General features: G+C 52.5%; 11 protein-coding genes and 6 pseudogenes. 9 read left to right on the top strand and 8 right to left on the bottom strand.

What is annotated here, in order from left to right; all coding sequences use genetic code 11:
* Window positions 1-150: 150 nt before the first annotated feature.
* Window positions 151-2,562, top strand: a complete 2,412-nt coding sequence (locus FNY10_RS07910; RefSeq protein WP_202395529.1) for a circularly permuted type 2 ATP-grasp protein — start codon at window positions 151-153, stop codon at window positions 2,560-2,562.
* Complete coding sequence (locus FNY10_RS07905) at window positions 2,559-3,440, top strand: transglutaminase family protein (protein ID WP_131050360.1); 882 nt, start codon at window positions 2,559-2,561, stop codon at window positions 3,438-3,440. Before FNY10_RS07910 ends, FNY10_RS07905 begins: the two co-directional genes overlap by 4 nt.
* A 51-nt stretch (window positions 3,441-3,491) precedes the next feature.
* On the opposite strand, the gene FNY10_RS07900 is transcribed toward FNY10_RS07905, so the two are convergent.
* The 4 genes from FNY10_RS07900 to FNY10_RS07885 form a co-directional block, all read right to left on the bottom strand.
* Window positions 3,492-4,253, bottom strand: a complete 762-nt coding sequence (locus tag FNY10_RS07900; RefSeq protein ID WP_131050359.1) for an amino acid ABC transporter ATP-binding protein — start codon at window positions 4,251-4,253, stop codon at window positions 3,492-3,494.
* An 8-nt stretch (window positions 4,254-4,261) separates the two neighbouring features.
* Complete coding sequence (locus FNY10_RS07895; RefSeq protein ID WP_131050358.1) at window positions 4,262-5,362, bottom strand: amino acid ABC transporter permease; 1,101 nt, start codon at window positions 5,360-5,362, stop codon at window positions 4,262-4,264.
* A gap of 15 nt (window positions 5,363-5,377) precedes the next feature.
* Entirely contained in the window at window positions 5,378-6,556 is a 1,179-nt protein-coding gene (locus FNY10_RS07890) for an amino acid ABC transporter permease (RefSeq protein WP_131050357.1), read from the bottom strand.
* Between the two features lie 70 nt (window positions 6,557-6,626).
* On the bottom strand, window positions 6,627-7,652 hold the full coding sequence (locus tag FNY10_RS07885; protein ID WP_100683707.1) for an amino acid ABC transporter substrate-binding protein: 1,026 nt from the start codon (window positions 7,650-7,652) through the stop codon (window positions 6,627-6,629).
* Between the two features lie 560 nt (window positions 7,653-8,212).
* Between FNY10_RS07885 and FNY10_RS07880 the strand changes: the two genes are divergently transcribed.
* The 4 genes from FNY10_RS07880 to FNY10_RS07865 all read left to right on the top strand — a co-directional run bounded on the left by FNY10_RS07880 (window position 8,213) and on the right by FNY10_RS07865 (window position 10,233).
* Window positions 8,213-8,815 carry a DJ-1/PfpI family protein gene (locus tag FNY10_RS07880; RefSeq protein ID WP_160704955.1) on the top strand — a complete coding sequence of 201 codons (603 nt, stop codon included), beginning with the start codon at window positions 8,213-8,215 and terminating at the stop codon, window positions 8,813-8,815.
* Between the two features lie 79 nt (window positions 8,816-8,894).
* Entirely contained in the window at window positions 8,895-9,173 is a 279-nt protein-coding gene (locus FNY10_RS07875) for a DUF1778 domain-containing protein (protein ID WP_100683705.1), read from the top strand.
* On the top strand, window positions 9,164-9,646 hold the full coding sequence (locus FNY10_RS07870; protein WP_141964594.1) for a GNAT family N-acetyltransferase: 483 nt from the start codon (window positions 9,164-9,166) through the stop codon (window positions 9,644-9,646). The genes FNY10_RS07875 and FNY10_RS07870 overlap by 10 nt, the downstream gene beginning before the upstream one ends.
* Window positions 9,647-9,696: 50 nt before the next feature.
* Window positions 9,697-10,233, top strand: coding sequence for a dihydrofolate reductase family protein (locus FNY10_RS07865; RefSeq protein ID WP_100683703.1), 537 nt, complete (start codon window positions 9,697-9,699; stop codon window positions 10,231-10,233).
* A 159-nt stretch (window positions 10,234-10,392) separates the two neighbouring features.
* Here the strand turns inward: FNY10_RS07865 and FNY10_RS07860 are convergent, their stop codons facing one another.
* Together FNY10_RS07860 and FNY10_RS07855 are read right to left on the bottom strand one after the other, a co-directional pair.
* Complete coding sequence (locus FNY10_RS07860) at window positions 10,393-11,184, bottom strand: tetratricopeptide repeat protein (RefSeq protein WP_131050353.1); 792 nt, start codon at window positions 11,182-11,184, stop codon at window positions 10,393-10,395.
* Window positions 11,185-11,290: 106 nt separating this feature from the next.
* Window positions 11,291-11,737, bottom strand: a pseudogene (locus tag FNY10_RS07855) (helix-turn-helix domain-containing protein); the annotation flags it as partial.
* A gap of 36 nt (window positions 11,738-11,773) precedes the next feature.
* On the opposite strand from FNY10_RS07855, the pseudogene FNY10_RS26825 reads away from it, so the two are divergent.
* The 3 pseudogenes from FNY10_RS26825 to FNY10_RS07840 all read left to right on the top strand — a co-directional run.
* A pseudogene (locus tag FNY10_RS26825) lies at window positions 11,774-12,283 on the top strand (DUF637 domain-containing protein); the annotation flags it as partial.
* 376 nt (window positions 12,284-12,659) lie between these two features.
* Window positions 12,660-13,082, top strand: a pseudogene (locus FNY10_RS07845) (Imm70 family immunity protein); the annotation flags it as partial.
* Between the two features lie 260 nt (window positions 13,083-13,342).
* A pseudogene (locus FNY10_RS07840) lies at window positions 13,343-13,898 on the top strand (SOS response-associated peptidase family protein); the annotation flags it as partial.
* Here FNY10_RS07840 and FNY10_RS26820 read toward each other — a convergent pair.
* Window positions 13,827-14,051 (bottom strand): annotated as a pseudogene (locus tag FNY10_RS26820) (IS110 family transposase); the annotation flags it as partial. The pseudogenes FNY10_RS07840 and FNY10_RS26820 sit on opposite strands and share 72 nt — an antisense overlap.
* Before the next feature lie 268 nt (window positions 14,052-14,319).
* Window positions 14,320-14,859, bottom strand: a pseudogene (locus tag FNY10_RS07830) (helix-turn-helix domain-containing protein); the annotation flags it as partial.
* Between the last annotated feature and the right edge of the window lie 76 nt (window positions 14,860-14,935).

The raw sequence follows: 14,935 nt of genomic DNA, 5'->3' as shown, positions 1-14,935 counted from the left end.
GGGTAATCAGAATACATGACCGCATCTTTTTCTGAATCAATCACGCCGGCCTGTGAGCCGGCTTCTTTCGCTGTCGATAGCGCTTCGACAGCCATTTATAACGAGGCCTGCGATCTGACGAACACCCTCCGTCCACACTGGACAGAGGTGATGAACAGCGTCAGTGAGATGGGTGTGGAAGGGATGGAAAACCGTCTGCGTCAGGCCCAGCGTATTTTGCGCGACGATGGCGCCACCTATAACCTGAATGGCGATCCGCTTTCGCCAAACGTCTGGTCGCTGGATATCATCCCCAATCTGTTGGCGGAGGAGGAGTGGTCAAGCGTGGAACGCGGGCTGGCGCAGCGTTCGCGGCTATTCGACCTGATGCTTAAAGATCTCTATGGCGAACAGCGGCTGTTGAAAGAAGGGGTTATCCCCTCGGAAATCATCTTCTCTCACCCTGGTTTTCTGCGTCAATGCCACGGTATCCATTTGCCTGGGGCCCATAATCTTATCTTCCACGCGGTCGATTTGGTTCGCGGCGGGAATGGACGGTTTGTGGCGATTGGCGATCGCACCCAGGCCCCGAGCGGTACCGGTTATGTTCTGGAAAACCGAATCGCCGTTTCCCGCGTCCTGCCATCGTTGTTTCGTAACAGCCATGTCCGGCGGCTTTCCGGTTTCTTTCATGCGCTACGGCATACGCTGGCCAGCCTCGCCAGCCACAAAACCGATACCCCACGGATCGTCGTTCTGACTCCCGGCGCCTACAGCAGTACCTATTTTGAGCACGCTTATCTGGCAAACTATCTCGGTTTTCAGCTGGTGCAGGGGGGCGACCTGACCGTGCGTAACGGCAGAGTATGGTTGAAATCCCTGAATGGGCTGTCGGAAGTCGATGTGATTGTGCGCCGGATGGATGATGCCTACTGCGATCAGACCGAACTCCGCTCCGACTCGCGCCTGGGGGTGCCAGGGCTGCTTGAAGTGGTGCGCAACGGTAACGTCGTGCTGGCTAACCCTCTGGGCTCAGGGGTCCTTGAAGCACCGGCGTTGCTGGCGTTTCTCGCGGAAATTAGTCAGTTTTTGCTGGGCGAACCGCTGTTGATCCCCACGGTTAAAACCTGGTGGTGCGGCCGAGTGGAGGACCGCGACTTCGTGATCCACCACCTTGAGCAACTGATCATCAAACCGTCTTATCGTAGTTTTGATAGCAAAAGTATCTATGGTCATAGTCTGGATGACGCGGGCCGCAAGCTGATTATTCAGCAAATCACCGCCAGCCCGCACAGCTACGTGGCGCAGGCCTATATTCCGGGCTCACGCGTCCCGGTGTGGGCGAATCAGCAAATTGAGTATCGTCCGACGATTTTCCGCGCGTTCACCGTTGCCGCGCCTGAAGGGTACTGCGTCATGCCCGGAACGTTGTCGCGGGTGGCAGAGTCGGCCGATGAATGTATCGTCAGCGACTTATCCGGGGCGTGGAGTAAAGATACGTGGATACTTGGGGAAAATCTCGATACCGCGCAACCCCCTCTGACGGACTCGATTCCGCGCGATGAGGGAAATTTGCCCAGCCGGGTGATAGAAAACCTGTTCTGGTTTGGCCGCTATGCGGAACGCGCGGAGATGAGCCTGCGTCTGATACGTATTCTTTTCAAGCAGCTTAACGGCGTTGAGCATTTTATGCCGGAAAGCCGCGAGATTCTGCTGGGGGCATTATCTGCGCTTACCGGGACGTTGCCAGAAAGCGGCGCTGTCGGCGATCAGAATCATGAGCTTTCTTCCCTGGTGTGCGATGGCCAACGCACGGGATCGATAAAATTTAATATTCTCAACATGCTGGCCTGCGGTGAGCAGGTGAAAGAGATGCTGTCGGCCGATACGCGCATTATCATCAATGAATTACGTGATTATATTCGGACGGTGGAGGTCGCATATCAAGACGGGCTGCCGGAATTGCCGGAAGAGTCGCTGGATAATCTGGTCACCTCTTTACTGGCCTTGTCCGGACTGAATCATGAAAGCATGCTGCGGGGCATGGACTGGCGGTTCCAGGAGATTGGTCGCCGTGCCGAACGAGCGCGTCTGACCGCCATTCTGCTGAAACATACTTTGACCCGCGCCGTTCCGGGTTTACAGCAACAGCAAATTTTAGAATCGGTACTGATGAGCGTCGAGGCGTTAATTTCTTTTCGACGACGTTACCGGGGGCAGATGAATATCATTTCCGGTCTGGATTTATTGATGCTGGATGGGACGAACCCGCGTTCGTTGATTTATCAGGTCGATCGGTTGCGTAAATATCTCCTCGATTTGCCGCGCCAGGAGGGACAGACCTCCAGCCTGACATCGGATATGCGCCCGGTGATGAAATCACTCACGGATATACAACTTGCCGATCTCGATCGACTGGCGCAGGTCGATGAACCCACCGGACTGCGTGAACAACTGGATACGTTAATGACGCAGATAATCAGTCAGCTGGAGCAATTCACTACCTTGCTGAGCGACAAATATTTCGACCACGCCAATGGACCGCAGCAACTGATTAACACCCAGTGGAAGACCGACTTATGAAATACCGGGTACGACATCTTACAAAGTACCAGTACAACTCTCCGGTGACGTTATGCTACAACATGACGCACCTGTTGCCGCGCAATACCGCCAGTCAGCACTGCGTACAGCGGCGGATAACCGTAACGCCGATGCCGGTTTATCAGAACGAAGGGTATGATTATTTTGGCAATCTGACGTTTTATTTCTCGATCCAGGTCCCGCACGACACTCTGACCATTGAGATGGAAAGTGAGCTTGATATTGACGAAATCAACCGCGCGGATCTGCTGCATAGCCACTCTCTGACCTGCGGAGAGTATCGGCAGCAATTGCATGAGTCCGTGACGCCGGAGCTGCGGATGGCGAAGGAGTATTTGCTCGACTCCAGTTTAATTCGCCGTTCTGAGCGGCTGGCCTGCTACGCGGCGGATATTTTCCATGATGATGCCCCGGTCATTCAGGCGGCGGCGGCATTGACCCATCGCATTTTTGAGGAGTTTACTTTCGATCCGATTGCGACCAGCGTCAGCACCCCGCCAGAGCAGGTCTTACAGGAAAAGCGGGGGGTCTGTCAGGATTTTGCCCATCTGGCGATCGCCTGCCTGCGTTCCGTCGGCTTACCCGCGCGCTATATCAGCGGCTATATCGAAACGCTACCGCCCGAGGGGCAGGAAAAATTAGTCGGGACCGATGCGTCGCATGCGTGGTTTGCCATTTTTATCCCCGACGCAGGCTGGCTGGAGTTTGACCCGACCAACGATCTCATGCCTCAGGGGCAACATATTGTCACGGCGTGGGGCAGGGATTACGCCGATGTTGCCCCGTTGCAGGGGGTTATTTTCGATGGCGGGGTAACGCTGGCCCTTGAAGTTGCGGTCGATGTGCAGCGCGGCTGAGCGCTATTATTTCCCCCCTCAGCGAGAGTCGAGGGGGGAAACCCCGGATGTTTAGTGTATAACCTGCGACAAAAACGTCCGTGTACGTTCTGATTTTGGATGGGAGAAGAACTCCTGCGGCGGCGCCTGTTCGACAATCTCGCCGCGGTCCATGAAGATCACCCGATCCGCCACCGTGCGTGCAAAGCCCATTTCATGAGTGACGCACAGCATCGTCATGCCATCTTCCGCCAGGCCAATCATGGTATCGAGCACTTCTTTGACCATCTCCGGGTCAAGCGCGGAGGTGGGCTCATCGAACAACATGATTTTGGGTTTCATGCACAGGGAACGGGCGATCGCCACGCGCTGCTGCTGACCACCCGACAGCTGTCCGGGAAATTTATGCGCATGTTCCGCGATGCGGACACGTTGCAGATAATGCATTGCCAGCGCTTCCGCTTCCTTCGCCGGCATCTTACGCACCCAGGTCGGCGCCAGGGTACAGTTCTGCAAAACGGTGAGGTGAGGGAACAGATTAAAGTGTTGAAATACCATGCCGACTTCAGTGCGTACGCGCTCTATGTTGCGGACATCATCGTTCAGATGAATGCCATCAACGACGATCCGCCCCTGCTGGTGCTCTTCCAGGTGGTTGATGCAACGAATCGTGGTCGATTTACCCGATCCTGAAGGCCCGCAGAGGACAATGCGTTCACGCGGTTTCACCTGCAGGTTAATGTCTTTCAAGACGTGAAACTGGCCGTACCATTTATTCACATTTTCGAGCGTAATCATCATTGCGTCAGCAGAATTAGTCATTGTGTGTGTCATGTAAAACCTCAGTGCGATTTGCGCCCGGTGTGAAAGCGCTTTTCCAGATACTGGCTGTAGCGCGACATGCTAAAACAGAAAATCCAATAGACGAGGGCGGCGAAAACATATCCCTCAGTCGACATACCCAGCCAGGTAGGGTCAACCGTTGCCTGCTGTACGCTACTGAACAGATCGAACAGGCCAATGATGATAACCAGGCTGGTGTCTTTAAACAGCGCGATGATGGTGTTAACCAGCCCCGGGATGGTGAGCTTGAGCGCCTGGGGGAGAATGACCAGAACCTGCGTTTTCCAGTAGCCCAGCGCCAGCGACTCCGCCGCTTCATACTGCCCTTTGGGAAGCGCCTGTAACCCCCCACGTACGACTTCGGCAATATAGGCCGACTGGAACAGGATCACCCCGACCAGAGCGCGCACCAGCTTATCGATAGTGCTCCCTTCGGCCATAAACAGCGGCAGCATCACCGATGACATAAACAGCACGGTAATCAGCGGCACGCCCCGCCAGAACTCAATAAAGATCACCGACAAGGTGCGAACCACCGGCATCGTTGAGCGCCGCCCCAGCGCCAGTAAAATCCCCAACGGCAACGCGCCAGCAATCCCGACAGCGGCGATAATTAACGTCAGCGTCAGGCCCCCCCACTGGCGGGTTTCAACGCGATCGAGGCCGAGAAAACCGCCGTACATCAGGCACCAGACGATGAGAGGATAGACCACGGCCCAACAGGCGATATAACGGCCCCGGCGCGGCATCGACTTGATAAATATCGGGATAATCGACAGCAGGCCGGTTACCAGCGCGAGGTTAATACGCCAGCGCAGTTCATGCGGATACAGCCCATACATAAACTGGCCAAAGCGTGCATGGATAAACACCCAGCAGGCGCCTTCTTTGGTACAGTCGGCACGGGTGGTACCCAGCCAGTTAGCCTGAAAGACCAGCCAGTTTAGCGCCGGTGGTATAACGTTGCAGATAACCCACAGGCACAACAGTGTCAGCAGCGTATTGAACCAGCTGGAGAACAGATTTTTACGTGCCCAGCCCCAGGCTTTACGCACCGGGTTAGTGGAGGCTGGCGGTGTTTCATGTGTGGTAGCAAACATAGTCATTCCGTTCTCTTAACGCTCAACCAGCGCAATTTTGCGGTTGTAGAGGTTCATCAGCAGCGAAATCATCAGACTGATAAGCAGGTACACCGCCATGGTGATGGCAATGGTCTCGATAGCCTGACCGGTCTGATTCAGTACCGTCCCGGCAAACAGCGAGACCATATCCGGGTAACCGATCGCCGCCGCCAGTGAGGAGTTTTTCACAATATTGAGGTACTGACTGGTCAGCGGGGGAATGATGACCCGCATCGCCTGGGGGATGATCACCTGCCGCATGGTCACGGGATTCGGCAACCCCAGCGACCGGGCCGCTTCACCCTGTCCATGCGGCACTGACTGGATTCCGGAACGAATCACTTCGGCAATAAACGAAGAGGTGTAGATCGACAGCGCCAGGGTCAACGAAGCCAGTTCCGGGATCATGACGAACCCGCCCCGGAAGTTAAATCCGCGCAGCTGTGGAACATCCCAGTGAGTAGCGGCGCCAAACAGCATATGAGCGATCAGCGGGAAGATGACGATCATCGCGGCGGCCAGCGGCCAGGTTCGCCGCAGCTGACCAGTTTTCAACTGATGCTGACGGTTGTAATGCCGTAAACCGATGCTGCCGGCGATCGCCAGTGCCAGGGCGATAACGAACGGCCAGCTGCCTGGCGCGTAGGTCGGCCAGGGGATGTACAGACCGCGGTTGCTGACAAATGCCAGATCGAATGCGCTTAATGCCTCTCGCGGGCCAGGTAAATTACGCAGCACGGCGAAATACCAGAAGAAAATTTGCAGCAGTGGCGGAATATTACGGAACGTTTCGATATAGAAGGTCGAGAGCTTGCGCAGCAGCCAGTTATCCGACAGACGCGCGAGGCCAATGAAGAACCCGAGCACCGAAGCGAATACAATGCACAGCGCGGAAACCAGCAGGGTGTTGGTTAACCCCACAAGGAAGACGCGAGCATAGGTATCGCCTTCCGTATAATCAATCAGATGCTGGACGATACCGAAACCGGCGCTTCGCTCAAGAAAACCAAAACCGGAGGTAATACCGCGATTGGCCAGGTTGATCACCGTGTTGTGGATCAGATATCCCACAATAGCAAGCACGGCTACGATGGCGGCCATCTGGTAAAGCCAGGCGCGAACCGTAGGGTTACCGAATGAAAAATCCCTTTTTACGGTTGGGCGTTGAGACATGTTGAAACCTCAATAAAAATAGCGCATTGGCTACCACCCGTGCGGGGCGGCAGCCGTCTGGAAGGCAGTATTAACGTACCGGCGGTGCGTACTGGATGCCGCCCTGGTTCCAGAGCGCATTCTGTCCACGCGCGATTTTCAGAGCACTATCTTTACCGACGTTGCGGTCAAAACTTTCCTGATAGTTACCAACCTGTTTAATGATGTTGAACGCCCATTTGTTGTCGAGCTTCAGGTCTTTGCCAAAGTCACCTTCCGCCCCCAGCAGGTGAGCGATGTCCGGGTTAGACGGTTTTGCCGCCATCTGCTCAACGTTTTTCGACGTGATCCCCATCTCTTCTGCGTTCAGCATGGCGTACAGCGACCATTTAACGATGGTGAACCAGTCATCATCGCCACGGCGAACAACCGGGCCCAGCGGCTCTTTCGAAATCACTTCCGGCAGAACAATAAATTCATCTGGTTTGCCCAGCTTAATACGCAGCGCATACAGCTGAGACTGGTCGGAAGCCAGCGTATCGCAACGACCGCTGTCGAGGGCTTTCGCCGACTCGTCTGAGCGATCGAAGGTTACGGGCGTGTATTGCATTTTGTTGGCTTTGAAGTAATCGGCCACGTTCAGTTCCGTATCCGTACCTGCCTGGATACATACGGTGGCGCCATCCAGCTCTTTAGCGCTTTTGAGGCCCGCTTTTTTATGGGTCAGAAAGCCAATACCGTCGTAGTAGTTAACCCCGGCGAACAAGAATCCCATCCCGCCATCGCGCGAAGAGGTCCAGGTTGTATTACGCGACAGAATATCCACTTCACCGGATTGCAGAGCGGTAAAGCGCTCTTTTGCCGTCAGCGGGGTATATTTGACCTTGCTCGCATCGCCAAACACTGCCGCTGCCGTAGCCCGACAGATATCGACATCAATACCGGTGAATTTGCCGTTAGCATCGGCATAAGAGAAGCCCGGTAAACCATCGCTGATACCGCACTGAACAAAGCCTTTTTTCTTAATTGCATCCAGCGTAGTACCCGCATGCGCTTGCTGCGCGACAGCGAACAGAGAAGCCGCGGCGACCAGGGTGGAGAACATTATTTTTTTCATAAAGCATCCTGTATGGAGATATCGTGTTGTTATGTGGTCGTGGTGCGCATTTAACCGTACGTTTGTTACTGTGTCGGTCTGCCATATCGATAAAGGCAATTTTGATGCCATCTTTGTATCTTGATGAAACACATAGAAAGATTTCGCCTTCTACTGACGTCTCCAGAAAGCTATGGATATTATCGAGCACCAAAATGGAACAATTGCGGCCATCGCCGTCGCAAACGGTGCAAGAGTTTCACAAAAAGAAAGCAGGGCGTGCAGAGCCGCCGCCGGGATTGTTATATTCACGATGGGCCTGCCGCGGCCTTGAGAGATATCTATTGGCGAGAAGGGGGAAGGTATCGCTAACGGGCGGGAGAAATGAAAAGGAAAAACCGCACGCGAGTTGCTGTCACTATCGCCACCACAATGACGATAACTGTTTCATCCGCGACCCATCCCATTAAAGCTCAATATCTGTATATTAATAAAAAGGAGAAATCAGGGAATATCGTAAACGCCAGGGTCATGTTGATCGGCTATTTTGCTTTTTTTCGTATTATCGAGGGAGTTAATCTATGCCTGTACAAGTGGGAATCTATATTTTCGATAATGTTGAAGTTCTCGATTTTGCCGGGCCTTATGAGGTTTTTACATGCGCCTCCAGGGTGCATCGGGGAGAGCCGGCACTGTTTAATGTTTTTACGATAGGCGAAACGCAGGAAACCGTATATGCACGCGCTGGCCTCAAACTTACCCCTGAAGTGACGATAGCCAACGCCCCACCAATAGACTGCCTGATTATTCCCGGCGGCGTGGTGGATGCAGAGCTGAAAAAGGACCATGTCATTGCCTGGATCCGTCAGCAGTCATTCACCACGGCGATCACCGCCTCCGTGTGCACAGGGGCGTTTTTACTCGCCAGGGCCGGCATTTTATCCGACAAAGCGGCCACCACCCATTGGGAGAATATCGCCGATCTGCGAACGATGTTCCCGCAGCTAGCCGTAAAAGAGGGCGTGCGTTGGGTTGATGAGGGGCCGATTGTCTCCTCCGCCGGGATCTCGGCGGGTATTGATATGTGCCTGCATTTAGTCGAACGCTTTTCCGACCGGGCGCTGGCCGAGCGTACGGCAAAACAGCTGGCGTTTGACTGGACCGAGAATACGCCAGGGGTTTGAGTTTGCTGTGTTGATTTGTGTAGCATTTCTATATACGAAGTCTATAATTGTATATAGAAATGCTACACAAGAGGTATCTATGAAACCGGACATCCGTGAAGCCCCGATAAATATTCGGGCAAAAACATCACAACGCGATCTTATCGACATGGCCGCAAACCTTGTATCAAAATCACGTACTGATTTTATGCTCGAGGCGGCCTGCCGCGAGGCCCAGGACATTCTGCTGGATCAGCGCTTATTTCTGCTGGACGATAAGCAGTTTGAGTCATTTATTGAAGAGCTTGATGCCCCTATGACAGCGGAGCGCCAGGCGCGTATTGATAACCTGATGAACCGCAAATCGCCATGGGAATGAGGCCCCCGGAATCACTCACCCCTGAACACGACATTGCTGAATTTTGTTGCCAGGACCCAGGTCTTAATGAGTGGTTGAAGAAGAAAGCACTGAAAAACCACAGTACGGGCATTTCAAGGGTCTATGTGGTCTGTGCCGGGAACACAAACAGGGTGATCGCGTATTACTGCTTGTCTTCCGGAAGTGTGCACCGAAACACAGTTCCTGGGACCTACCGTCGTAATGCACCTGAGTCCGTACCGGTCATCGTTCAGGGAAGGCTTGCGGTCGATGTATCCTGGGCAGGAAAGGGACTCGGAGCTGCGCTGCTTAAGGACGCCATATACCGCACCCAAAACATCGCAGTGCAGGTTGGCGTGAGGGCGCTTCTCGTCCACGCCCTGAATGATGAAGTCAGGGATTTTTATACCCGGTTTGGTTTTGAGCCTTCTATTGTTAACGTTCTGACATTATTGTTCCCGATCAGACTCTGAAATTGCGCCGCTGTAGCGGCTCTGCCAGCACCTTGAATACGGAGCGCCTTATGGTCACCACACATGTTTTTATCGCGGTCAGTCTTGATGGCTACATCGCCCGCCAGGATGGCGATATTGGCTGGCTGTTACAGCGCGATGATCCGACAGAGGATCATGGTTATGCCGCGTTCATCGCTGACAAAGATTGGATCGTTATGGGCCGGGGGAGCTATGAGAAGATACTGACCTTTGACGAATGGCCTTATGACCGGCCCGTGCTGGTGCTCTCCCGGCAGTTAGCCGATACCCCTGTGCCCGGGGCACTTAAGGGCAAAGTGCAGTTCTCTAATCGCACGCCGAAAGAGGTGATTGATGACCTGGCGACGCAGAACGCACATCGCGTCTATATCGACGGTGGGCAGCTGATACAGTCGTTCCTGCGCGAAGGGCTGGTTGCCGATATTGTTATCACTACCATTCCTGTCCTGCTCGGTTCGGGAAAGCCGCTGTTCGGATCCCTTCCCCATGATATTGATTTGACGCTGTTATCAAGCCGAAGCTTCCCCTCGGGTCTGGTGCAGTCGTACTATCGTCTGACGCCATAAACCGCATATAAACATAGCGTAGGCCTGCGCTTAAGCGAAATATCCCAGCCGGTAGTCAGTAATGAAGGGCAGGGAAGTTCCATTTTTTAGAATTAAAGACCGCAAGAAATGGCTTATAGTTGAATTAATGATGAAGGCCTGAGTAATCGCCTGCATCATTTAAATGCGATTGACAATCCATTCAATTGCACCAGGGGTGCGAATCCAGGGCTTTATATTATTATTCACGTAATAAATGGCTTCATCCATTCCACCTAACGTGATGTATCCACTGTTAGACTTGGGCTGCAATCTGTACTTCGATAACAACCCGGGGATGTGTCTATTAGAATCAATCGCAGCTTTAGCGATATCATCGGCATCCGGGGATGACTGTCGGTAGGCGAGGAGGGCGCGTGTATACTGAAGAAACGGGCGCACATCACCTGAATAATCATCCAGTAATAAGGTCAGATCATCCACCATTTCGAGTTCAAGGTAATAGTTCGTTAATAAATGACGAATCCCCTGGTTATCGTTCGGATTGAGCTTAAGCATTTCTCGGCAATGAGCCATGGCTGGGTGGAAATTACCTGACTCCCATAAGGCATCAGCCAAAGCTGCTTTTGCTCTCATATAGGGACGTGTTTCGACAAATCCCCAGAAATTGCCCGCGAATTCCTGGAAATCTTCGCCAAGTGCGATGTTGGCAGCATACAGCGCCGTTTCAAGATAACTGACTTTTGACTCAGGAGACTCTTCAGATATCTTGCTGTAGAAGGAGTATGCGTCAGCGCAGAGCGGAGATTTTTTGATAGCTTTTCTTATGAGTTTCAGCACCGTGTCCAGGTCATCAGTTTCCCAGGCATCGAACATAAACTCCTGAGCTGCAGCCAGATCCTGCTGTAATTGCTCAGAACTGACGGCGTTTTTATATACATCAACGCGCTTTTTAGTTGGGAATTTAATCATCTCAAATATCCTTTGGGTGCTCACCGTTACCCGATACTTTGCAGCACTGATGGTCGATTCTACCGCTTTGAACTTGCCACAAACAAGCTCGGGTCTGCCAGCGTAGTATTTGTATCAGCTCGCCAGTACAGGGCCGCCGGTAACGAGGCTGATGAATTTTCGGTGCGCGTTGTCTGCGGGGGATCCAGAGTCCGGCTTTTATCATGAGACGTCTGATGATTTCCTTGCCCAGGACCAGGCCGTGGACTTCCTCCAGTTTCTCCCGTGCCAGCGTGGTGCCAAAATCGCGGTAGCGTTCCCGGATGATACTCAGTGCCTGGTCAGTCAGTGACGTGGGCAACAGACGGTTACCAGTGCGACCACGACTCTGGTTATTCATACCAAGCGACCCGGACTGGCGATAACGTTTCAGCAGACGGCTGCAATGACGTGGCGTGATGCCGAGCATCTCGGCAGCCTGGCCAGGACGTAGGTTACGCTCAATGACATCCTGAAGAATTTTGAGGCGGTTGATTTCTTTCACGGTGAACATCCCGGCATCATGTATAGCCATAGAAAACTCCTCATACCGGCGCTGGTAAAAAATGAAGGGTGGGGGAAAGTGGTCCAGCGCGTGGCCGGGCAGTCGCTTATCAGCTCCAGCCTGAATACTAGTATCAATGGCGGTAGCTTCAAGGACAATCTGACAAATGCCCTGCTGGCAAACATTGGCAACCAGATTAATGCTGAAGGAGCAGGGCTGATTGGTGACAACGGCGAGGTACTGGGGCTGCCTTGCAGGGCCCTGAGTCACGCGGTGGTCTCGGGCATCAGTGCAGAAATCGGTCGCGGTGACGGGAAAGGGGCCGCTGCAGGAGCGCTGGCGGCAGAAATGGCCGGGGTTATCATGTATCCCAGTCTGTTTGCTCCAAAATATGATGCTGATGTGACGGGCCAGATTGCTGATTTACTCAATGCCATGCAGCAAAAAGAAACTAATGAACAGGTTGCCAGAGTTATTGGTTCATTAGCTGGTGCAGTTGTGACAAACAGCTCTTCAGGAGCATACAGTGGCGCAGATGCCGCTCAACTGGTTTATCGCTATAACTTTGATGAACACTTGATTGAGCCCATGGTGGCCGCTGTTGCGGCCGATTATGAAGCGGCCAAAAACGGAGATAAAGCGGCACAGCAGCGTATCGATAACAGAACCTCAATATCTTTTCTGCTTATTGACATGATGCCTGTAGTAGGGACTATCAGCTCATTTGCTGAGGCTGAAACAAAACTTGACTACACACTGGCGGCCGTAACTATATTGCCAGGGGCTGGTTCGGCAATTAAAAATGCCTCAAAAATAGCACGCCAGTTGCGTAATGAAGGTAAAATCAGTGAAGCTATCATAAGGTTTATGGAATGATTAAAAAAATAGGTATTTTAGGCGCTTCAACTATATATGGGCTAGGTTCTCCTGATGATGTTGAGCTTTTTTTTCTACAGTATCAAAAACTCTTGAGCAGGGGGAGTGGGGGGCTAACTATCCTGTAGTTATGTTAAAACTTTATAAAAAAGCCCTGAATTTTGATGAGATAAAAACAGCAAAACTAGAAATGGATGAGATCCAATCAAGACTTGCAATGCTCCCTTTAGACAATGAGTTTTATTCCATTTTCGGCGTTGATGAGAACAAAACATCATGGAATGTCCATGTTAATGATTTAGCGTCTTTTTTTAGTGGGTTTTTCACAGGATTCAACACTGCCTATGAAATGACTCTTATTCTTTATGATGACTTTGGTGAATTTGTTCCCATGCTATTGGGGCGAACTGAGATACCCTACGCAATTGAAGACAGTAAGAGGCCCGTTGAGGAGTTTGACCGGTTGACGGATAATGATCTTCCCTTCTGGAAGCGGTGATTTTTCAGCATAACTTTCCCCGCAGTTTATTGCGGTGAAAAGTTAATTTTAAATCCAGAGGCCGAACTCATCTGCCCCGTAGCAGGGGCAGGTGATAAGTCTAGCTCGCAGACGACTATCCGCGGTGCTGGCGCAGTAAAAAATGCGACCGGAAACTCTGAGTTAGCCGGAACAAAAATAAACAGAACTGCGACTGCAACTCCGGAAGAATTTAATGCGTTTTGTCTCGGATTGCGTCCATTTCTTCACAGTGTGGAACAATCGGTCGCTTCAACGTGGCGCCAGGTACCCGGGTTTTATTGCTGAGCGAATGTGACGAACAGTTGCACCTCGATCCGGTTCACTGGGGTTACGCGCCAGGGTGGTGGGATAAACCGCCATTGATTAATGCCCGGGTTGAGACCGCAGCCAGCAGCAGGATGTTTAAACCTCTGTGGCAGCACGGCCGGGCGATCTACTTTGCCGATGGCTGGTTTGAATGGAAGCGTGAAGGAGACAAGAAGCAGCCCTGTTTCATCCACCGTAAAGACGCCCAGCCAATCCTCATGGCCGCGATTGGTTGAGCGTGGTGATGAGGCGGAAGGGTTTCTGATTGTCACGGCCGCGGCTGATAAAGGTCTCGTTGATATCCATGACCGGCGCCCGCTTGTCCTGGTACCGAACGCCGCCCGGGAATGGATGCGTCAGGATGTTAGTGGAAAAGAGGCAGAAGAGATTGCTTCCGAGGGAGCAGTATCTGCGGATCACTGTCCGCATAGTAGGACGAGAAATGGCTTCGGCTATTGCTTCAGCATCAATCAGGTCATTCTTGTTTGATTTAACGAAAGGTTTTACAAATTGTGCCGGGACGATGCAGGGCGTATGTCCAAATGATTTAGCTTTTCTGGCCAGCCAATGGCAACCCGGACAGGCTTCCATTCCAATCGTTGTTTGGGGTAAGCGGGCTAGATATTCAATCAATTTAACGCGGGTAAAACATCGCCTAATCAGGATTTGACGGTTGCGCTGGGCGGCATCGGTGTCGGACCTGTGATTCTGGCGTTGTTGGAAAACCTGAAACAGGCAGACGAAAATCAGCCATGGATTCGACTTTTCGACAAGCAAAGCAAGCGCTTCGAAACCCGGGAAATTTTATTCGGGATTTCAGTACGAAAACGAGCTGACGTATTTAGTCGTGATTGTTTATAAGGTATTACAGGGCATTTAAGGTCCGCTTCGCTCACAGCAGACATCAAGCAACTTGCATCAGGCGGCTCGTCGCATCATCAACATAAACCAGAGCAGTACAGGCGGGAGCACGGTTCTCAAACCAGTGATGGTCGCAACCATCAATCTGGATCAGTTCACCGCAACAGGCACGGCGATAGCGTGGCTGCTGAATCTTTGGTGCTCGTTGCTTGCAGGGGATCCATAAACCAGCCTGTGTCATCAGCTTGCGTACCGTCTCTTTGGCCAGATACAGCCCATGAACCTCGGCGAGCTTTTCACAGGCTAAAGTCGGGCCAAAATCAGCGTAGCGTTCGCGGATAATACGTAGTGCTCGTTCAGCGAGGCCCGGCATGAGTTGCCGGTTGCCAGGCTGGCCACGACGGCGGTTAACAAGTGAAAGTGGCCCATGTTCACGATAGCGCTCCAGCAACCGTCGGCAGTGTCTGTCAGATATCTCAAGCCGGGTTGCTGCAAGACGTGTGGTAAGACGGCGGTCGATAACGTCCTGAAGGATCCTGAGTCGGTTTACATCGTTCATTGAGAAAAACTCCGTTCCGTATGCCGTCATGAGTCTCATCCTTTCTGTGGTGAGACTGTAGCGCGGACATGTCTATTTGGTCAGAGACGGACATCTCAATTTAGCT

The organism is Klebsiella sp. Lac1 (assembly GCF_009825425.1).
In the GTDB taxonomy this organism is placed as follows: domain Bacteria; phylum Pseudomonadota; class Gammaproteobacteria; order Enterobacterales; family Enterobacteriaceae; genus Klebsiella; species Klebsiella electrica.
Note: the sequence above shows the minus strand (reverse complement) of the source record. Positions and strands in the feature narration are given on the sequence as shown.